The organism is Paracoccus sp. R86501 (assembly GCF_042466435.1).
Classification (GTDB): Bacteria; Pseudomonadota; Alphaproteobacteria; order Rhodobacterales; family Rhodobacteraceae; genus Paracoccus.
Map to the genome: position 1 here is coordinate 2,981,265 of NZ_JAXHPZ010000001.1, position 19,331 is coordinate 3,000,595.

The following is a 19,331-nucleotide window of genomic DNA, read 5'->3' on the forward strand; positions in this document are numbered from 1 at the left end:
GGCCTTATGCGCCCCCTAACAGGTAATCCTGGTGCACCAGGTTCGAAATGGTCCCCAGTTCGCGGATGAACCAGCTGAGGAATTCATGCAGACCTTCGTCGAAGATCATGTCGATGTCGCGGCCCTGCAGCTGTTCCAGAACCTCGCGGCCCTTGTCGCGGGCATTGCTGTCAACATCATCGCCGTAACGGCGGGCCAGCCCCTCCAGATGCCAGACGACCTCATAGAGCGAGGTGATCAGCGATCGGGGGCTTTCGCCGTTCAGGATCAGGAAATCCGCCACCTGACCGGCCGTGATGTCGCCACCATAGGCCCAGTGATAGGCGCGATGCGCCGAGAGCGACCGCAGGATCACCTGCCATTGATAGGTATCCAGCCCCGAGCCGACGAATTCGATCCGCGGCAGCAGGACGAAATATTTGACGTCCAGCAGACGCGCGGTCGCGTCGGCACGTTCCAACCCATAGCCAAGGTTCATGAAGTGCCAGCCATCGTTGCGCAGCTGGGTCGCATTGATCGCGCCGCGCACGGTCGAGGTATGGCCCGTGGTGAAATCCGTCAGCGAGGCCGTATCCAGCCGGCTGCGCGGGGTATTCTCGATCTTGCGCAATTCCTGATAGGTGACGTTCAGCGCATCCCAGACCTGACTGGTCAGGGCAGTACGGACGATGCGACCGGCTTCGCGCGCCTTCTCGATGCAGTTGACGACGGACGAGGGGTTGTCACGGTCGAAGAAGATGAACTCCTCGATGTTTTCCTGGCTGATGTCGTCGTATTTGCTGGTGAACAGTTCTGATGTGCCGGACGCCTGCAGAAGCGAATTCCATTCGTTCTGGTAACCCGCATCGGTATTGGGCAGCAGCGTGATGCGCTGGCCCACATCCAGCAGGCGGGCGGCGGTTTCGGCGCGTTCCAGATGACGGCCCATCCAGAACAGGTTCGCGGCGGTGCGGCTGAGCATTGTGGAACGTCCCCTCATTCTGACAGCACCCATGTATCCTTGACCCCGCCGCCTTGGGACGAATTCACCACAAGGCTGCCGTCGCGCAGTGCCACGCGGGTCAACCCGCCCGGCACCAGTTCGATCCGGTCGCCGCACAGGCAATAGGGGCGCAGGTCAACGTGACGCGGCGCGATGCCCTCATCGACGAAGGTCGGGCAGGTGGAGAGCGCCAGCGTCGGCTGCGCGATATAGTTCGATGGATTGGCCTGGATCTTGTGGCGGAAGATCTCGATCTCTTCCTTGGTCGATTTGGGGCCGACCAGCATGCCGTAACCGCCCGAGCCATGAACCTCTTTGACGACCAGATCGCCAAGGTTTTCCATGACATAGCGGTAATCGTCATCCTTCCACAGCGTCCAGGTCTGGACGTTGTTCAGAATGGGTTCCTCGCCCAGATAGAAGCGGATCATTTCGGGGACAAAGGTATAGATCGCCTTGTCATCGGCCACACCCGCGCCCGGTGCCGAACAGATCGACACGCCGCCCGAACGATAGACGTTCATCAGGCCGGGAATGCCCAGCATGCTGTCGGGACGGAAGCACAGCGGGTCCAGATAGGGGTCGTCGATGCGACGATAGATGACGTCAACGCGACGCGGACCGGTCGTGGTGCGCATATAGACGAAGTCGCCATCGACGAACAGATCCTGCCCCTCGACCAGTTCGACACCCATCAGGTTGGCAAGGAAGCTGTGTTCGTAATAGGCGCTGTTGTAATGGCCGGGCGTCAGGATCACGCAGGTGGGGCGGTCGTTGCATTTGGCGGGGGCCACCGATTCCAGCGTGCGGCGCAGTAGGTCGGGATATTGATCCACCGGCTCGATCCGGTTCTTGCGGAACAGCTGCGGGAACATGCGCATCATGATTTCCCGGTTTTCCAGCATATAGCTGACACCCGAGGGCGTGCGGCAGTTGTCTTCCAGCACATAGAATTCGTCCTTGGCGGTGCGCACAAGGTCGATGCCGATGATATGGGAATAGATGCCGCGCGGCGGGACGATGCCCACCACCGATTTCTCATAGGCTTCGTTCTGATAGACCAGCCGCGCGGGAATGCGCCCGGCGCGCACGATCTCGCCCCGGCCATAGACGTCGCGCAGGAAGGCGTTCAGGGCGCGGGCACGCTGCTTGATGCCGCGTTCCAGCTTGCGCCATTCGGCCTGTTCAAAGACGCGGGGCATCATGTCGAAGGGGATCAGCCGGTCGGGATCGCCCCCTTCGCCATAGACGGCAAAGGTGATGCCGATGCGTCGGAACAACGCTTCGGCTTCGGCCTGCTTCATCTGGCGGAAATCATCGGGCATGGTCTCGACCCATTCGCGCAGCCGCGCATAGGGGTCGCGAACCTGATCGCCCTCGAACATTTCATTGTAATAACTCATTATCCCCCCACTGCCTGACGCGTGTTCTTCTGGGTCTTGCGGGAACATCTGATCCCGAAGCTTCAGGCCAAGTCTATATTCGAACCGCCCCGAATGCCCGTTGGTTCCGCAATGACAGCCTTTCCCCGAGGTGGAAATGGGCAGAGCGACGCCGCCCTGCACATTTTGAGGGCAGTCTAAACCAGCTCGACAGCAATTGCGGTGCCTTCGCCGCCGCCGATGCAGATGGCCGCCACGCCGCGCCGCAAGCCGCGCGCCTGCAGGGCGTAGATCAGGGTGACGATGATGCGCGCGCCCGATGCGCCGATCGGGTGGCCAAGGGCGCATGTGCCGCCGTTCACGTTCACCTTGTCATGGGCCAGCCCCATGCGCGCCATGAAGGCCATGGGCACGACGGCAAAGGCCTCGTTAACCTCCCACAGATCGACGTCGTCCTTGGTCCATCCGATCCGTTCCAGCAGCTTTTCGACGGCGGGAACGGGGGCGGTCGGGAACTGCCCGGGCGCATGTGCGTGGCTGGCGTGCCCCATGATGCGGGCAATCGCGCCATCTGTGCGCGTCCCCAGAACCAAGGCCGCCGCCCCGTCCGAGATCGAACTGCTGTTGGCCGCCGTCACCGTGCCATCCTTGCGGAAGGCGGGCTTCAGATGCGGGATCTTGTCTGGGCGGGCGTTTCCGGGCTGTTCGTCAGTGTCGACAATGGTGTCGCCACCGCGTCCGGCCACGGTGACAGGGGCAATTTCGGCCCTGAAGGCCCCGCTGTCGATGGCGGCCAGCGCGCGGGTCAGGCTGGCGAGGGCGAAATCATCCTGCGCCTGGCGGGTAAAGGCGAAGTCCGAGGCGCAATCTTCGGCAAAGGTGCCCATCAGGCGGCCCTTGTCATAGGCATCCTCGAGCCCGTCCAGAAACATGTGGTCGATGACCTGCCCATGCCCCAGCCGTGCGCCGCCGCGCATCTTGGGCAGGAGATAGGGGGCGTTCGTCATGCTCTCCATCCCGCCCGCCACGACCAGATCGGCGCTGCCTGCGCGGATGGCGTCGCAGGCCATCATCGCCGCCTGCATCCCCGATCCGCACATCTTGTTCAGCGTGGTGGCGGGCACCGAATCGGGCATGCCTGCGGCAAATCCCGCCTGCCGTGCCGGGGCCTGACCCAGACCTGCCGGCAGCACGCATCCCATATAAAGCGCCTGAGGTGCATCCGCCGCGACCCCCGCCCGGCTCAGCGCGGCGGCAATGGCAGTGCCCCCCAGTTGCGGCGCCGTGACGCCTGCGAATGCCCCCTGCAGCCCACCCATTGGCGTGCGCGCGGCCCCCAGCACATAGACCTGTGTGTCGTTCATGATGTCCCTCCCCTTGGTCCACGCTTACCGGATCGTAACCTTTTGCGTCTAGTCAGCATGGGGAAACCCAAGGAAGGCCGCCCCATGAAGTTCATCGTCGAAGACGCCGAAACCCATCTGCAGATCAAGGTGACCGAGGCGCGGATCGATGCGGCCATCGCCACGCCCTTCAAGGACAAGCTGCGCGAAATCGTCATGAAAAACCGCAAGCCCGTGCATCTGGACATGGCGGCGGTGGACTTCATGGACAGCTCGGGCCTCGGGGCGATGATCGCTGTGCGCAAAAGCCTGCCCGCCAATCTGAGGATGGTGCTTTGTGCGATGACGCCCAATGTCGAACGGGTCTTCCGGCTGACGCGCATGGACAGCGTCTTCGACATCCGCCCCGAAGCCGTTCAGAAGGAACCGCGCGAATGACAGGACCCGAAACACGACAACCCGTGACGGTGGGGTTCGCCGATGCCTGCAAGCAGCCGATGTTCCACCGGGTCCTGAACGCGCGCCCGCTGACCGTGCGCGACACGCTGGCCGACATGCGCCGGCGCTTTTCCAACGATGTCGGAGAGGACACACTTGGCCGACTGGAGCTGGTTCTGGCGGAACTGATGAACAATGTCGCCGAACATGCGCCGATCGCGGGGCAGGAACAGACGGCGCATGTGCCGGTCATACATCTGTGCGTGGTGCGCCACAGGGCGGGGCTGGCCTGCGCGTTGACCGACGACGGCATGTCGCTGCCCGACGATTGCGTCCTGCCGCGCAGCCTGCCCGCCGCCATTCCCGAAGACCTGCCCGAGGGCGGCTTCGGCTGGTTCCTGATCCAGGACCTGACGCAGGCGCTCAGCTATTACCGGCGGGAAAGCCGCAACTATCTGGCCTTCAACATCCCCTTCGCATCCGAAGGGGACCGCTGAGGGCGATCAGTTGACGTGGGTCGCCAAGTGATAGCGGCCGTCTTCGAAGTCGCCGAACATCTCGTCGACCTCGGGGTGGTCCAGAGGTTCGCCCGATGCATCGGGTTCCAGGTTCCCCTCGGACACATAGGCCACGTAGTAGGTGGCCTCGGTTTCCGCGAACAGATGATAGAAGGGCTGGTCCTTTTCGGGACGCGCATCCTCGGGGATGGATTCGTACCATTCGTCGGTATTGGCGAATTCCGGATCGACATCGAAGATCACCCCGCGGAAGGGGCGATTGCGATGCTTGACCACCTGGCCCAAGCTGTATTTGGCGCAGCGGCTTGCAACCGGCATCGTGGGGGCATCCATCGTCAACGTCCGATATCCTTGAGAGACAGCGGGCCTTCTAGCTGGCCGCGCCAATTCTGTCCACCAGATGACGGATGCAAGACAGCCATCCGGTCAGGGGGCCTTGTCGCCTTCCACCAGCGGCACCGTCGCCAGCGACATCTTGGCCGAGCCTTCCGACAGTTCGGCACTATGGGCCAGATAGATCAGCACCCGGTTTTCCGCGTCATAGATCCGGCGCACCCGCAGCGATTTGAAAATCAGCGACCGGCCCTCGCTGAAGACCTTTTCGCCATCATCGCCGGTGTCGATCTCGGACAGGTCGATGGGGCCGGTGCGCGTGCACTGGATGGCGCTGTTCGAGGGGTCCTCGAACCAGTTCCCCTGGCTGAGGCGGTCCAGAACCGAGCGGCTGAAATAGGCCAGATGGCAGGTCACGCCCGACACCTTGGGGTCGTGGATCGCCTCGACGATGACGTCGTTGCCGACCCAATCGACGCCGACACGGGCGACTTCATCCGCCATTGCGGTCAGGGGAAGTGCGGCCAAGGCCATTGCGGCTGTCATCTTGCGTATCATCTATTCCACCTGCATGGGCACACGGCCCGTTTCTGTCAGCACATGCACGCCGTCCGCTTCGATCACGACGGCGGTCAGTTCTCGGCCATAGGCGGCACCGCTGTCGATGTTCAGCCGGTTGCGGTGCAGCATTGGGCGATCCAGCGCGGTATGACCATGAACGACTAAGGGACCGTGATCCGCCTCGCTTTCCAGAAAGCCTTTGCGGATCCAGACCAGGTCGTGTTCGTCCTGCGCCTGAAGATCGACACCCGGACGCACGCCCGCATGCACGACCAGCGCGCGCGGGTGAAGATACCACAAGGGCAGCGTCGCCAGAAACCGTGCATGGGCGGCGGGCACGGCGCGGCGGGCGTCACGCAGCAAAGCCTCGCGCGGTTGGTCGGGGTCGATGCCATAGGATGCCAGCGTCGCCGCAGCCCCCAGCCCCGGATGATCGACCCAATGCGCGCCCGTCAACATGCCCTTGTCGGTCCAGTCGGGATCGTTCAGGAAATTCGGCAAAAAACGGTCGTGGTTGCCACGGGTGATGACCCATGGACGGCCTGAATTGCGGCCCTGCATTAGGTATTCGACCACGCCCGCCGAATTCGGCCCGCGGTCGATCAGATCGCCGACATGGGCAATTGTGGCATCCGTGCCGCCATCGTCGAAGATCCGCTGATGCGCGGCCTTCAGCAGGTCAAGCTGTCCGTGGATATCGCCGATTGCGTAAAGTCGCATCCTGTCATCCTTGTCCGTGGCGGGCGGCAAGGCAGGGATGCCGCGCGCCCTTGGGTAAGGGCGCACGGCGGTCAGGTCAAACCTCGAATTTCAGGCCGCGGGCCTGCAGGAACTTGCCGGTGTTCTGCAGCGTGGCCAAGGCCTCGGCGCTGATGGCTTCGTCCAGGTACAGGATCGCGATGGCGTCCTTGTCGTTGGCCGAGCGGCCAAGCGTGAAGTTAGCGATGTTCACGCCCAGATCGCCCAGGGTCATGCCCAGCTGGCCGATGACGCCCGGAACGTCCTTGTTGCGGGTGTAGAGCATGTGCTCACCCACCTCGGCGTCGACATTGATGCCGCGGATCTGGATGAAGCGCGGCTTGCCGTCGCTGAAGACCGTGCCCGCGATCGAGCGTTCGCGCGTGTCGGTGACGCAGGTCAGCTTGATGTAACCTTCGTATGCACCGGCCTTGTCCTGACGCGTGGTCGAGACTTGCACGCCGCGATCCTTGGCCATGACCGGGGCCGAGACCATGTTCACATCCGGATTCGTCGCCTTCATCACGCCCGCGATCACCGCCGCGTTCAGCGCGTTCAGGTTCATCGTCGACACCGTGCCGTCATACAGCACGTTGATCGCCTTGATCGGCTCGTCCGTCATCTGGCCCACGAAAGCGCCCAGATGCGAGGCCAGCTTGATCCACGGACCCATGACGGTCGCTTCTTCTGCCGTAACCGAGGGCATGTTCAGCGCGTTTTCGACCGCGCCGGTCAGCAGGTAATCCGACATCTGTTCGGCAACCTGCAGGGCGACGTTTTCCTGTGCTTCGGTCGTGGCGGCACCCAGGTGCGGGGTCACGACGACGTTCGGCAAGTTGAACAGCGGGCTTTCGGTGGCAGGCTCGACCGCAAACACGTCGAATGCGGCACCGGCGACGCGGCCTTCTTTCAGGGCTTCGGCCAGTGCCTCTTCGTCAACCAGACCGCCACGGGCACAGTTGATGATACGGACATTCGGCTTCAGCTTGGCGATGGCGTCGCGCGACAGGATGTTGCGGGTCTTGTCGGTCAGCGGCACGTGGAAGGTGATGAAATCGGCGCGGGCCAGCAGTTCATCCAGATCGACCTTGGTGACGCCCAACTCCTTGGCGCGGTCTTCCGACAGGAAGGGGTCATAGGCGACGACCTTCATGTGCAGGCCAAGCGCACGGTCGATCACGATCGAGCCGATGTTGCCCGCACCGATCACGCCAAGCGTCTTGTTGAACAGCTCGACGCCCATGAAGCGGTTCTTTTCCCACTTGCCGGCATGGGTGCTGACGCTGGCTTCGGGCAGCTGGCGGGCGACGGCAAACATCATGGCGATGGCATGTTCGGCGGTGGTGACGCTGTTGCCGAAGGGCGTGTTCATCACGATCACGCCTTTCTTGCTGGCGGCGGGGATGTCGACGTTGTCCACACCGATACCGGCGCGGCCGATGACCTTCAGGTTGGTCGCGGCTTCCAGCAGCTTGTCGGTGACCTTGGTGGCCGAACGGATCGCCAGACCGTCATATTGACCGATCACTTCGGCCAGCTTGTCCTTGTCCTTGCCAAGATCGGGCAGATAATCGACCTCGACGCCACGGTCGCGGAAGATCTGGACGGCGGTTTCGGAAAGCTTGTCGGAAACGAGAACCTTGGGCATGTGATATATCCTTGTCTGGGGACGTCCGGGCCTGGCCACGCTGACATCCTGCTTCTTGGTTGGAAAAATACCCCGGGGGTCCGGGGGCTGGCCCCCGGACGGTCCGGCTTATTGCGCGGCCAGTTCGGCGCGATAGGCCCATTCGATCCAGGGCATCAGGGCTGCCACGTCGCTGGTCTCGACCGTCGAGCCGCACCAGATCCGCAGACCGGCGGGCGCATCGCGATAGGCACCGGCGTCCAGCGCCACGTTTTCCTTGTCCAACCGCTTGGCCACGGCCTTCGCAAATGCGGCGCCGTCCTTGATGGCAGGATCGGTGAACTTAAGGCAGACGCTGGTCGTCGATCCGGTTGTGGGATCTGCGGCCAGATCCGCGATCCAGTCCTTGTCGGCGATAAAATCGCGGACGGCCTTGGCATTGGCATCGGCGCGGGCAACCAGACCCGAGACGCCGCCAAGCCCTTGGGCCCATTTCAGCGCGACCAGATAATCCTCGACCGCCAGCATCGAAGGCGTGTTGATCGTCTCGCCCTTGAAGATGCCTTCGATCAGCTTGCCACCTTTGGTCAGGCGGAAGATCTTGGGCAGGGGACGGTCGGGGGTAAAGCTTTCCAGACGCTCGACCGCGCGGGGCGACAGGATCAGCATCCCGTGCGCGCCTTCACCGCCCAGCACTTTCTGCCAGCTGAAGGTCACGACATCCAGCTTGTCCCACGGCAGGTCCATAGCGAATGCGGCGCTGGTGGCGTCGCAAATGGTCAGGCCCTGACGGTCGGAGGGGATCGCATCGCCATTGGGAACGCGCACACCGCTGGTGGTGCCATTCCATGTAAAGACGACGTCTTTGTTGAAATCGACCTCGGCGAAATCGACGATATGGCCGTAATCGGCCTTGCGGACGGTGGCGTCCAGCTTCAGCTGTTTCACGGCGTCCGTGACCCAGCCTTCGCCAAAGCTTTCCCAGGCCAGCATTTCCACGGGGCGTTCACCCAGCATGGTCCACATCGCCATCTCGACCGCGCCGGTGTCGGAACCGGGGACGATGCCGATGCGGTAACCGGCGGGAACGTTCAGGACGTCGCGGGTCAGGTCGATGGCCTCGGCCAGTTTCGACTTGCCGACAGCAGCGCGATGCGAACGGCCCAGGGGCGCGTCGGCAAGCATGTCCAGATTGTATTGGGGGATCTTGGCGCAAGGGCCAGAAGAAAAGCGCGGGTTTGCCGGCCGCGTCGCCGGGGTCTTCAGTTCGGTCATGTGACTAGCCTTCCAGCTAAAAGCCCTTCGTTGGGGAAGGGTGTCCCGCTGCCGGACTTAGGGCTCGCTGATCTCTGGCGCAAGGAAAATCTTTGATCTACACCCCGGATCAGCCCAACGAAGGAAGCGCCATGTTCACCGTCTCGCTGATTGCCGCCCCTGCTGCCGCCAACCTTGATGGCGATCTTCCACAGGGAATTTCCGCAAGGTGGAACGGGTCCGAACCGCGCTGGCTGGGCACTGATATCGCTGCAGAATTCGACATCGCCCAGACGCCCGCCGACATCGATCAGGTCTGGTCCGACCTGCAGGCCATCGGCATCGACATGGTCGTTCAGCCCGTCGAGGGCCGCCGCAAGAAGGTCCTGCTGGCGGACATGGATTCGACCATGATCGATCAGGAATGCATCGACGAACTGGCCGATGTCGCAGGCGTCGGCCCCCGTGTCGCCGACATCACCGCCCGCGCCATGAACGGTGAATTGGACTTCCACGAAGCCCTGATCGAGCGGGTGTCTTTGCTGGCGGGGCTGGACGAAGGCGTCATCCAGCAGGTGCTGGAAAGCCGCATCACACTGGCCTCGGGTGGACGGGAACTGGTTGCCACGATGCGCGCGCATGGCGCACATGCGGCGCTGGTGTCAGGCGGGTTCACAGCCTTCACGACGGCGGTGGCGGCCCAGCTGGGCTTCGACGAACATCGCGCCAACGTATTGCTGGCCGACGGCGGCGTGCTGACCGGCCATGTCGCACTGCCCGTTCTGGGCCGCGAGGCCAAGGTCGAGGCGCTGGAGCGGATCATCGACCAATTCGGCCTGACGGCGCAGGACGTGATGGCGGTGGGAGACGGGGCGAACGACCTGGGCATGATCCAGATGGCCGGGTCGGGTGTCGCGCTTCATGCCAAGCCCGCGGTGGCAGCCCAAGCGCAGATCCGCATCAATCACGGCGATCTGACGGCGCTGCTGTACCTGCAAGGCTATGCGCAGGCCGATTTCGTCACCGCCTGAGCCGACTTCGACCGACATTCGACGGGCGCGCGCCTTGGCCGCCCGTCCCGCAAGCGTGGTGCATGATGCTGGACCTGAGCCTTGATCTGCTGATCCTGCTGATCGGCGCGGCCTTCGCGGCCGGTTTCGTCGATGCCATCGCGGGCGGAGGCGGGCTGATCACCGTGCCCGTGCTGATGCTGGCGGGCATCCCGCCTGCGCAGGCGCTGGCGACGAACAAGGTTCAGGGCGTCTTTGGCGCCGCGACCGCCGCCATCAGCTATGCCGCCAAAGGGCTGGTCGATCTGCGCAGTCAGTGGCGTTCGGCGCTGATCGCAGGGGCGGCGGGGGCTGCCGGGGCGGGGCTGGTGACATGGCTGCCGACCGACGGGCTGCGGGTGATTCTGCCGGTGGTGCTGATCGGCATCGCGCTGTTCTTCGCGCTGAAGCCGGGGCTGAACGATCTGGACCGCACCCGTCGCCTGACGCCGCTGGTCTTTGCCGTAACCATCGTGCCGCTGATCGGATTTTACGACGGGTTGATCGGGCCGGGGGCGGGGGCCTTCTACATGATCGGCTTCGTGACGCTGGCCGGATACGGCGTTTTGAAGGCGACGGCGCATACCAAGATGCTGAACTTCGCCTCGAACCTGGGTGGTTTGGCGGCCTTCGCGCTGGTGGGCAATCCGCTGTGGGGGCTGGGCATCTGCATGGGTGTCGCCCAGATCGCGGGGGCGGCGCTTGGGGCGCGACTGGCCACGCGGATCGGATCGCGGCTGATCAAGCCGCTGCTGGTGGCGACCTCGACCATTCTGGCGTTGCGGCTGATCTGGCAGATGCTGTAAATGAAAACGACGCCCTCTCTGCCAAGAGGGCGCCGGGGCTTTGACAGGGACAAGGATGGGGCCTTGCGTCCCCATCAGACCATGTTTTCGCGTCGTTTCCGTGACAGCCTCAGTTTGGAAAGGCTGCGGCGGTGCGCATCTCGCCGGTGACCATGCCGCGGCAGTTGACGATGGGGCTGTTCAGCAGCTTGCCCGCGACGGGATGTTTAGCGTCCAGCACGCCCAGATGGATCAGCAGCGCGGTGATCGCGGCTTCGCTGGCGCGGGTGGCGCCATCGGTGATCTTCAGCGCGATGCCCAGGCCCTGTTCGGGCAAAATGGCGACAAAGACGCCCTCGGCCCCGGTCTTGACGGTGACCTTGTTGTCCATCGCCTCCATCAGCAGGGTGCAGGACCGGCCCGCACCGGCCACCATGTCGGGATGGCTGCGCATCGCGTCGGTCAGGCGGCGCATGGCGCGACCGCGGGTGTCGTCGCCGGGATTGGCAAATCGCGCCATCGCGCGGGCCAGACCTTCCAGCGAACAGGCCCAGTTCGGGGCCGAGCAGCCGTCGATGCCGTAACCGGGGCTGGTTTCGCCGGTCACATCTTCGAAGGCGGCTTTGACGGCCTGCTGGACGGGGTGGTCGGGATCGACATATTCCGCGCCGCCGCCCAGATGCCGGTTCAACGTCAGAAAGCCCGCATGCTTGCCCGAGCAGTTGTTGTGAAACTGGCAGGGGCTTTCGTCCGAACAGGTCAGCCGCCGGTTTTCGTCAGGATCGCGGGGCATATGGGTGCCACAGCGCAGATCGCCTTCGGACAGGCCAAGGGCACGGGTCCAGTCGCGCACGGCATCGACATGCATGGCCGCACCCGAATGGCTGGCGCAGGCCAGGGCCAGCTGACGGTCGGTCAGCCCCGCAGCATCGGCCGCGCCGCTTTCCACCAAGGGCAGCGCCTGGATCATCTTGCACGACGATCGCGGAAAGATGGTCCGGGTCGGCTGGCCCCAGGCCTCGACCAATCCGTGGGTATCGCAGATGACGGCGTGGCCCCGGTGCAGGCTTTCCCTCAGGCCACCGCGCCACAGTTCGATCATGTCTGCTGACCGCATTCGCAAATTCTCCCTGACAATTGCGCGATTTGCATCGTGCACCCTTTCGGGGGCCGCGATTTTCGCTATCCTGACCAGAGACGGTTGAAAAGACCACAGCAATCGGGAACAACGCCGATCGAAGTGGCGAAATGAATGTCAGGAGGCCAGAGCATGATGAAAACTACGCTGCGCGGCATCGGCGCAAGTCTTGTCCTGATCGGCGGACTTGGTTCGGCGATGGCTCAGGAATCGAACAACGTCGTGGCGACCGAGGGTGACTGGACGGTGTTTGCCGCCGACAACCCCCGCGAATGCTGGGCCGTGTCCCCGCCCAAGTCGACGATCAACACCAAAGACGGTCAGCCGACCGAAGTGGCCCGCGGTGATATCCGCCTGTACGTGGCCTATCGCCCCGGCCAGGACGGAGAGCTTTCCTTCACCGGCGGCTATCCCTTCGCACCCGATTCGACGGTCGAAGTCGATATCGGCGGACGCCAGTTCAACCTGTTCACCGAAGGCGAAAGCGCGTGGACGGGCAGCCCTTCGGACGATCAGGCGATCATCAGCGCATTGCGCGCCGGATCGGCGGCTGTCGTGACCGGGCGTTCGTCGCGCGGAACGACCACCAAGGACACGTTCAGCCTGTCGGGCATCACCGCCGCGACGAACACCGCCCGCGAACGCTGCAAGTAATTGCCGGCACCGGGGCACATGCCCCGGGAACTTCATAAACAGGCGGGGCTGGTTGATTTCCGGCCCCGTTTGGCATATCTGCGTCGTTTCACCCAAACTCAGGTATCGTCATGTCCGCCCCGATTACGCAGGATGTTCTGACCATCCCCCGCAAGCTGCCCGAATCGGGCCGCACGAATATCGTCGGTCTGACCCGTGACCAGTTGCACGACGCCTTGGTCGCGGCAGGCACTCCCGAACGTCAGGCCAAGATGCGCGTCGGGCAGGTCTGGCAGTGGGTCTATCACTGGGGCGTGCGCGATTTCGCGCAGATGACGAACCTTGCCAAGGACTATCGCCAGCTTCTGACCGACAAGTTCGAGATCACCCTGCCCGAGATCGTGTCCCGTCAGGTCAGCAACGATGGCACGCGCAAGTATCTGGTCCGCATCGCCGGCGGCCATGAGGTCGAGGTGGTCTATATCCCCGAAGAAGGTCGCGGCACGCTTTGTGTCAGCAGCCAGGTCGGCTGCACGCTGACCTGCTCCTTCTGCCATACCGGCACGCAAAAGCTGGTCCGCAACCTGACGCCGGGCGAAATCGTCGGTCAGCTGATGCTGGCCCGCGACGATCTGGGCGAATGGCCGGTCCAGGGCGCGCCCAAGGATGAAACCCGCTTGATCAGCAACATGGTCCTGATGGGCATGGGCGAACCGCTGTACAACTTCGAAAACGTCCGTGATGCGATGAAGATCGTCATGGACAATGAAGGCCTGTCGTTGTCGCGCCGTCGCATCACCCTGTCAACCAGCGGCGTCGTGCCGGAAATTGCCCGTACCGCGCAGGAAATCGGCTGCCTGCTGGCCGTCAGCTTCCACGCCACCACCGATGAGGTCCGCGACAAGCTGGTCCCGATCAACAAGCGCTGGAACATCGAGACCCTGCTGAACGCGCTGCGCGAATATCCGCGCCTGACCAACAGCGAACGCATCACCTTTGAATATGTGATGCTGGCAGGCGTGAACGACACCGACGAAGACGCCCACCGTCTGGTCGAACTGATCCGCGGCATTCCCGCCAAGATCAACCTGATCCCGTTCAACGAATGGCCGGGTGCGCCCTACAAGCGGTCCAGCAACAACCGCATCCATGCCTTTGCGGATATCGTCCACAATGCCGGTTACGCCAGCCCGATCCGCACCCCGCGCGGCGAGGACATCATGGCCGCCTGCGGTCAGCTGAAATCGGCGACCGAGCGTGGCCGCAAGTCCCGCGCAGAAATCGCCGCCGAAGCCGCCGGCTGATCAAAGCGCCGCGCGCAGCCGGGCCAGCAAATGGTTGAGTTGCGCGCGGTCTTCCGCGTCCAAGGCCGACAACAGGCGGGTTTCGTTTTCCGCATGCGGCCCGATCGCCGCGTCGATCAGCGCCAGCCCCGCATCCGTCAGCGCCACCAGCGTGCCGCGCCGGTCATCCGGGTTGGGGTCGCGACGAATCAGGTCGCGGGCCTGCAGGCGGTCCAATCGCGCCGTCATGCCCCCCGAACTCAGCATCGTCGCCTCGTAGAGGGCGGTCGGCGTCAGAATGTGGGGTGCGCCCGCACGGCGCAGCGTGGCCAGCACGTCGAATTCCCCGGCTTGCAGACCGAATTGGTCGAAGCCCGGCTGCAGATGGTCGCGCATGATCAGGGCCGATACTTCGTTCAGCCGGCCGATGATCTCCATCGCTTCGACATCCAGATCGGGACGTTCGCGGCGCCATGATGCTGCGGCCTTGGCAGCGCGATCCTTTTCGGGCATATGTCTTTCCATCAAGATAGTTTCCATCAAGACATTACCCCCGACGGACGAGGTATATCAATGACCGACCTGCAAGCGCGCATCGTGATGCTGGGATGCCTGGTGACGGCGGGGGCCGCGCTGGCGGTCACCATCCTGATTTCGCGGATGGCATCCGATGCAGGTGCGCCGATGATCTGGTTCCTTGCTGCCGTGCTGGCAGGCAGCGGTCTGGCGCAGCTGGTGCTGGCGCAGGTGCTGGGTCAGGGGCAGGACATGCGGCACATGCTGGTCTTCGCGCTGGGGGCGGGGGCGCTGCTGGCGGGGCCGACGGCGCTTGGCTATCTGGCGGTGTCGCATGTGGGGGCGGGATATATCTCGATGACCTTCGCCTTTCCGATCCTGCTGACATGGGCGCTGGCGCGGTTGATCGGGCTGGAGGCCCGCGACCCCCGTCGTGCGCTGGCCGTCGGGCTGGGGCTGGTCGGCGGTCTGATCATTGCGACCTCGAAGCTGACGCAGCTGCCATCGGATGCGACGCTGTGGCTGTTGGCGGCGACGGCGATGCCGGTGGTGATTGCGGGCGGCAACATCTTCCGCAGCCGCTATTGGCCGAAAGGCGCGCGCCCGCTGACGCTGTCGGGGCTGACGCTGCTGATGGGCGGGCTGGCTTGCGTGCCGGTGGCGGCCTTGATGAACGGATCACCCGCCGCGCTGTGGGATCAGGCGACGCTGCGCCACCTGCTGGGCGTTGACATCGCGGTCTTCGTCATCCAGTACATCGCCTTCTTCCAGCTTCAGCGCCTTGGCGGGCCCGTGACGCTGTCGCTGCTGGGTCCGGTCGCTGCCCTGACCGGGGCTGCGGGCGCGCTGTGGATCTTTGCTGAGCCGCTGCCGCAGGGCTTCCTGCTGGCAGGGGTGCTGGTCGGGGCGGGCGTCGTCATGATGCTGATGCGTCGCCGCCCCGCGACTGCACCCGCTTAACTTGCGGGGGCGGGCCAGTTGTCGATGATGTCGATGGCCTCATCGGCGGTCTCGACATAGTGGATCAAGTCCAGATCGGCATCGCTGATGGTGCCGGCGCGGGCCAAGGCCTTCCAATTGATGATCTCCTTCCAGAAGGACTTGCCAAACAGCAGGACGGGGACGCGGGCCATGCGGCCCGTCTGGATCAGGGTCAGTGTCTCGAACAATTCGTCGAAGGTGCCAAAGCCACCCGGAAAGACCGTGATCGCACAGGCGCGCATCAGGAAGTGCATCTTGCGGATCGCGAAGTAATGGAAGTTGAAGCACAGGTCCGGCGTCACATGCGCGTTCGGGGCCTGTTCATGCGGCAGAACGATCCCCAGCCCGATCAATTCGCCGCCCGCCTGTTCGGCGCCCAAGTTGCCCGCCTCCATCACGCCGGGGCCTCCACCGGTGCAGATGACGTATTTCCGCCCGCCAGTGGCCAGGCTGCGTTCGGTCATCTTCTGGCCGAAGACGCGGGCCTGTTCGTAATATTGCGACAGCGCGGCCAATTCGGGCGTGCGGGCCTGATCGGCGCGGTCGGGGGCGGGAATGCGCGCGCCGCCAAAGATCACCACGGTCAATTCGATGCCATGTTCATCCATGATCATCTGCGGCTTCAGCAGCTCCAGCTGCAGGCGGACGGGGCGCAATTCGTCGCGCAGCATGAAGTCGGTATCGGTGAAGGCCAGCCGATAGGACGGCGCGCGGGTCTGCGGCGTGTCGGGCGTGCGCCTTGCCCGCGCCACGTCCTGATCGCTGTGGGGAAGGGCGTGAACGTGGTCGTCTTTGGGCGTGTCGGTCATCCATGGCCTCATCTGCGGCCACGCGCGGATTGCGCGGGCTTTCCCCGATGCTTATAGCCCGACCAAGACGTTTTCCACCCGCACACCCGATCCAAGAGAGGCCATCATGACCCAAGCCCTGGAAACCGCCATCGAAGCCGCGTGGGAAAACCGCGCCCAGATCAACAATGCCACCACCGGACCCGTGCGCGAGGCGGTCGAGCAGACGCTGACCCAGTTGGACAGCGGCGCATTGCGCGTGGCCGAAAAGCGCGGCGACGACTGGCATGTGAACCAATGGGCGAAAAAGGCCGTGCTGCTGTCCTTCCGCCTGAACGACATGGAAGAAATGTCGGGCGGCCCGCAGGGCAGCAACTGGTGGGACAAGGTGCCGTCGAAATTCCACGGCTGGGGCGACAACCAGTGGCGCGAAGCGGGCTTCCGCGCCGTTCCCGGCGCCATCGTGCGCCGCAGCGCCTTCATCGGCCGGAACGCGGTCCTGATGCCGTCCTTCGTGAACCTGGGTGCCCATGTGGGCGAAGGCACGATGGTCAACACCTGGGCCACCGTCGGCAGCTGCGCGCAGATCGGCCGGAACGTCCACCTGTCGGGCGGCGTCGGCATCGGCGGCGTGCTGGAGCCCCTGCAGGCAGGCCCGACCATCATCGAGGACAACTGCTTCATCGGCGCCCGCTCCGAGGTCGTCGAGGGCTGCATCATCCGCGAAGGTTCGGTTCTGGGCATGGGCGTCTATATCGGCCAGTCCACCAAGATCGTCGATCGCGAAACCGGCGAAGTGACCTATGGCGAAGTGCCCGCGGGTTCGGTCGTCGTGTCAGGGTCGATGCCCTCGAAGAACGGCGTGCATCTGTATTGCGCGGTGATCGTCAAGCGCGTGGACGCGCAGACGCGGTCCAAGACCTCGGTCAACGAACTGCTGCGCGACTGATCGCGAAAGGGGACAGGCATATGACGACGCTTTACATCGACGCCGATGCCTGCCCCGTCAAGGCCGAGGCGGAACGCGTGGCCACAAGGCTGCGCGTTCCCATGGTGCTGGTCTGCAACGGCGGTCTGCGCCCGTCGCAGAACCCGCTTGTCACGCTGCAGATCGTCCCCGAAGGCCCCGATGTCGCCGACATCTGGATCGCCGAGAATTGCGGGCCGGGTGATGTCGTTGTGACGGGCGATCTGCCGCTGGCCGACCGCTGCCTGAAGGCAGGCGCGCGCGTCCTGCGCCACGACGGCGATCCGCTGACCATCGCAAATATCGGCGGGCGGCTGGCCACGCGCGACCTGATGGCCGATCTGCGCGAATCAAACCCTTTCATGCAGGGCGGTGGCGCGGCCTTCGGCAAGGCCGACCGCACCCGGTTCCTGCAAGCGCTGGATCGGGAACTGACCAAGGCTTTGCGCGGATAGGGAAACCGTGCGGGGGCCACCGCGTTGACGCGCGACATTCCCAAACAAGACCGAGGCAGCAATGACCGACCATATCAGCATCACGGATCTGGTCAACCGGGTCAGCCATGCCTCGGATGACGATCAGACCAGCGTCGCGCAGATCGTTCAGGCGCTTGGTCAGACGTCCTTCCTGCCCAACATGATGATCCCGGCGCTGGCGGTCGTGTCGCCTCTGTCAGGGGTGCCGCTGTTTTCGTCGATCTGCGGTCTGACGATTGCCTTGGTGGCGGTGCAGATGCTGATCCAGCGCGATCACATCTGGCTGCCGGATTTCCTGATGCGCAAGCATCTGCGCACGCAGCGGGTGCGCAAGGCGACCGATTGGATGAAGAAACCCGCGCGGTTTCTGGACCGCATCACCAAGGAGCGGCTGCGCTTGCTTGTCCATCGGCCGTTTCTTTGGGTGACGCAGCTGATCTGCCTGCTGTGCGGTCTGACGATGCCGTTCTTGGAACTGGTGCCCTTCACGTCGTCGCTGATGGGGGTGGTCGTCTGCCTCTTTGCCTTCGGGATGCTGGCGCGTGACGGGCTGTTCACGCTGCTGGGGCTGGGGGCATTGGGCGGTGTGGGCTGGGCTGCGGCGCGCCTGATCGCCTGACGCAGCACCGGTGGCGAGGGAGCGCATGAGCCGGCCATCGAGGCCGGCGCATGCGCCGCCGCGGCGTCGGCCTCGATGGCCGACGACGCGGCGATCCTGCCCTCAGTCGGTTGGTTTGATCTTGGCGGCGGATCCCGTCGCGAAAGCCGCCAGTCGTTCACGCGCGGCGTCCTGGGTGTTCACGACACCGGCCACCACCAATTCGGCATAGGCCGCATCGAAGGCGCTCATGTTCTGCATGTGGCTGATGGCCGAGCAGATGGCGAAGTTCGACAACGGCGGGTTCTTGGCGGCGGCGCGGGCGATCTCCCACGCCTTCGCCTCGGCGTCATCGACCAAGTACTGGCAGAGGCCGACATCGACCGCCTCGGACCCGCGGTAAAGCCGCCCCGACAGCATCATGTCGATCATCCGCGCCTTGCCGATCAGATCGGCCACGCGGATCGTCGCGCCGCCGCCGGTGAACAGCCCACGCTGGCCTTCGGGCAGGCCGAAATAGGTGCCGGGTGACGCCACGCGGATATGCGCCGCGCTGGCCAGTTCCAGCCCGCCGCCCACGACCGCGCCCTTCAGCACGGCGATGATCGGAACGCCGCCATATTCCATCTTGTTGAACGCCTCGTGCCACCGCAGGCACAGATGCATGAAATCGCTGGCGCTGCGGTTTTCGCGGTGATGTTCCACCAGATCCAGACCGGCGCTGAAATGGTCGCCGTTCGACCGCAGGATCGCCGCCCGCACGCCTGCACGGGGCAGGGTGGTGAAGATGTCGATCAACTCTTCGATCGTGGCGGCATCCAAGGCATTGCGCTTGGCGGGACGGTTCAGCGTGACGGTGGCGATCTGGTCATCGTCCACCTTTAGCAGGATGTTTTCCAGTTTCAGATCCGCGATGCCGCGCATGTTCGGGTCTCCTCCCT

Annotated in this window: 22 protein-coding genes; 10 read left to right on the plus strand and 12 right to left on the minus strand. The window is 64.1% G+C overall.

Features of this window, described 5'->3' with window-relative positions:
* Positions 1–4 precede the first annotated feature (4 nt).
* The 3 genes from SJY40_RS14575 to SJY40_RS14585 form a co-directional block, all read right to left on the minus strand.
* Positions 5–961, minus strand: a complete 957-nt coding sequence (locus SJY40_RS14575) for an alpha-E domain-containing protein (RefSeq protein WP_378947982.1) — start codon at positions 959–961, stop codon at positions 5–7.
* Positions 962–975: 14 nt separating this feature from the next.
* Entirely contained in the window at positions 976–2,385 is a 1,410-nt protein-coding gene (locus SJY40_RS14580) for a circularly permuted type 2 ATP-grasp protein (protein ID WP_378947984.1), read from the minus strand.
* A 176-nt stretch (positions 2,386–2,561) separates the two neighbouring features.
* Complete coding sequence (locus SJY40_RS14585) at positions 2,562–3,728, minus strand: acetyl-CoA C-acyltransferase (protein ID WP_378947986.1); 1,167 nt, start codon at positions 3,726–3,728, stop codon at positions 2,562–2,564.
* A gap of 84 nt (positions 3,729–3,812) precedes the next feature.
* Here SJY40_RS14585 and SJY40_RS14590 point away from each other — a divergent pair, with 84 nt between their 5' ends.
* Together SJY40_RS14590 and SJY40_RS14595 are read left to right on the plus strand one after the other, a co-directional pair.
* Entirely contained in the window at positions 3,813–4,145 is a 333-nt protein-coding gene (locus SJY40_RS14590; RefSeq protein ID WP_378947988.1) for an STAS domain-containing protein, read from the plus strand.
* Positions 4,142–4,642 (plus strand): ATP-binding protein, encoded by a 501-nt coding sequence (locus SJY40_RS14595; RefSeq protein WP_378947991.1) that lies wholly within the window; start codon positions 4,142–4,144, stop codon positions 4,640–4,642. The genes SJY40_RS14590 and SJY40_RS14595 overlap by 4 nt, the downstream gene beginning before the upstream one ends.
* A 6-nt stretch (positions 4,643–4,648) precedes the next feature.
* Here SJY40_RS14595 and hspQ read toward each other — a convergent pair whose 3' ends face one another.
* The 5 genes from hspQ to SJY40_RS14620 form a co-directional block, all read right to left on the minus strand.
* A complete protein-coding gene (gene hspQ / locus SJY40_RS14600) occupies positions 4,649–4,996 on the minus strand; it encodes a heat shock protein HspQ (protein ID WP_378948476.1) in 348 nt (115 codons plus the stop codon).
* A gap of 93 nt (positions 4,997–5,089) precedes the next feature.
* Positions 5,090–5,542 (minus strand): CreA family protein, encoded by a 453-nt coding sequence (locus tag SJY40_RS14605; protein ID WP_378947994.1) that lies wholly within the window; start codon positions 5,540–5,542, stop codon positions 5,090–5,092.
* Positions 5,543–5,554: 12 nt separating this feature from the next.
* The gene (locus tag SJY40_RS14610; protein WP_378947997.1) at positions 5,555–6,277 is read right to left on the minus strand and encodes a metallophosphoesterase; all 723 of its coding nucleotides are present in this window, start codon (positions 6,275–6,277) and stop codon (positions 5,555–5,557) included.
* Between the two features lie 76 nt (positions 6,278–6,353).
* On the minus strand, positions 6,354–7,943 hold the full coding sequence (gene serA, locus SJY40_RS14615; protein WP_378948000.1) for a phosphoglycerate dehydrogenase: 1,590 nt from the start codon (positions 7,941–7,943) through the stop codon (positions 6,354–6,356).
* Between the two features lie 108 nt (positions 7,944–8,051).
* Positions 8,052–9,197, minus strand: coding sequence for a phosphoserine transaminase (locus SJY40_RS14620; protein WP_378948003.1), 1,146 nt, complete (start codon positions 9,195–9,197; stop codon positions 8,052–8,054).
* Between the two features lie 131 nt (positions 9,198–9,328).
* On the opposite strand from SJY40_RS14620, the gene serB reads away from it, so the two are divergent.
* Together serB and SJY40_RS14630 are read left to right on the plus strand one after the other, a co-directional pair.
* On the plus strand, positions 9,329–10,207 hold the full coding sequence (serB, locus tag SJY40_RS14625; protein WP_378948006.1) for a phosphoserine phosphatase SerB: 879 nt from the start codon (positions 9,329–9,331) through the stop codon (positions 10,205–10,207).
* Between the two features lie 65 nt (positions 10,208–10,272).
* On the plus strand, positions 10,273–11,031 hold the full coding sequence (locus SJY40_RS14630; RefSeq protein WP_378948479.1) for a TSUP family transporter: 759 nt from the start codon (positions 10,273–10,275) through the stop codon (positions 11,029–11,031).
* Positions 11,032–11,140: 109 nt separating this feature from the next.
* Here the strand turns inward: SJY40_RS14630 and SJY40_RS14635 are convergent, their stop codons facing one another.
* A complete protein-coding gene (locus SJY40_RS14635) occupies positions 11,141–12,127 on the minus strand; it encodes an asparaginase (RefSeq protein WP_378948009.1) in 987 nt (328 codons plus the stop codon).
* 153 nt (positions 12,128–12,280) lie between these two features.
* Between SJY40_RS14635 and SJY40_RS14640 the strand changes: the two genes are divergently transcribed.
* The gene (locus SJY40_RS14640) at positions 12,281–12,802 is read left to right on the plus strand and encodes an invasion associated locus B family protein (RefSeq protein ID WP_378948012.1); all 522 of its coding nucleotides are present in this window, start codon (positions 12,281–12,283) and stop codon (positions 12,800–12,802) included.
* A gap of 110 nt (positions 12,803–12,912) precedes the next feature.
* Positions 12,913–14,085, plus strand: a complete 1,173-nt coding sequence (gene rlmN, locus SJY40_RS14645; RefSeq protein ID WP_378948015.1) for a 23S rRNA (adenine(2503)-C(2))-methyltransferase RlmN — start codon at positions 12,913–12,915, stop codon at positions 14,083–14,085.
* Here the strand turns inward: rlmN and SJY40_RS14650 are convergent, their stop codons facing one another.
* Positions 14,086–14,577, minus strand: a complete 492-nt coding sequence (locus tag SJY40_RS14650) for a MarR family winged helix-turn-helix transcriptional regulator (protein ID WP_378948018.1) — start codon at positions 14,575–14,577, stop codon at positions 14,086–14,088. It abuts the gene before it with no gap.
* 60 nt (positions 14,578–14,637) lie between these two features.
* On the opposite strand from SJY40_RS14650, the gene SJY40_RS14655 reads away from it, so the two are divergent.
* A complete protein-coding gene (locus SJY40_RS14655; RefSeq protein ID WP_378948021.1) occupies positions 14,638–15,540 on the plus strand; it encodes a hypothetical protein in 903 nt (300 codons plus the stop codon).
* On the opposite strand, the gene SJY40_RS14660 is transcribed toward SJY40_RS14655, so the two are convergent.
* The gene (locus SJY40_RS14660; protein ID WP_378948024.1) at positions 15,537–16,370 is read right to left on the minus strand and encodes an LOG family protein; all 834 of its coding nucleotides are present in this window, start codon (positions 16,368–16,370) and stop codon (positions 15,537–15,539) included. The genes SJY40_RS14655 and SJY40_RS14660 overlap by 4 nt on opposite strands.
* Before the next feature lie 103 nt (positions 16,371–16,473).
* On the opposite strand from SJY40_RS14660, the gene dapD reads away from it, so the two are divergent.
* The 3 genes from dapD to SJY40_RS14675 all read left to right on the plus strand — a co-directional run bounded on the left by dapD (position 16,474) and on the right by SJY40_RS14675 (position 18,411).
* The gene (dapD, locus tag SJY40_RS14665) at positions 16,474–17,298 is read left to right on the plus strand and encodes a 2,3,4,5-tetrahydropyridine-2,6-dicarboxylate N-succinyltransferase (RefSeq protein ID WP_378948482.1); all 825 of its coding nucleotides are present in this window, start codon (positions 16,474–16,476) and stop codon (positions 17,296–17,298) included.
* A gap of 20 nt (positions 17,299–17,318) precedes the next feature.
* Positions 17,319–17,771 (plus strand): YaiI/YqxD family protein, encoded by a 453-nt coding sequence (locus SJY40_RS14670; RefSeq protein ID WP_378948027.1) that lies wholly within the window; start codon positions 17,319–17,321, stop codon positions 17,769–17,771.
* A 61-nt stretch (positions 17,772–17,832) separates the two neighbouring features.
* The gene (locus SJY40_RS14675) at positions 17,833–18,411 is read left to right on the plus strand and encodes an exopolysaccharide biosynthesis protein (RefSeq protein WP_378948029.1); all 579 of its coding nucleotides are present in this window, start codon (positions 17,833–17,835) and stop codon (positions 18,409–18,411) included.
* 102 nt (positions 18,412–18,513) lie between these two features.
* Here SJY40_RS14675 and SJY40_RS14680 read toward each other — a convergent pair whose 3' ends face one another.
* Positions 18,514–19,314 (minus strand): crotonase/enoyl-CoA hydratase family protein, encoded by an 801-nt coding sequence (locus SJY40_RS14680; protein ID WP_378948032.1) that lies wholly within the window; start codon positions 19,312–19,314, stop codon positions 18,514–18,516.
* Positions 19,315–19,331: the final 17 nt, after the last annotated feature.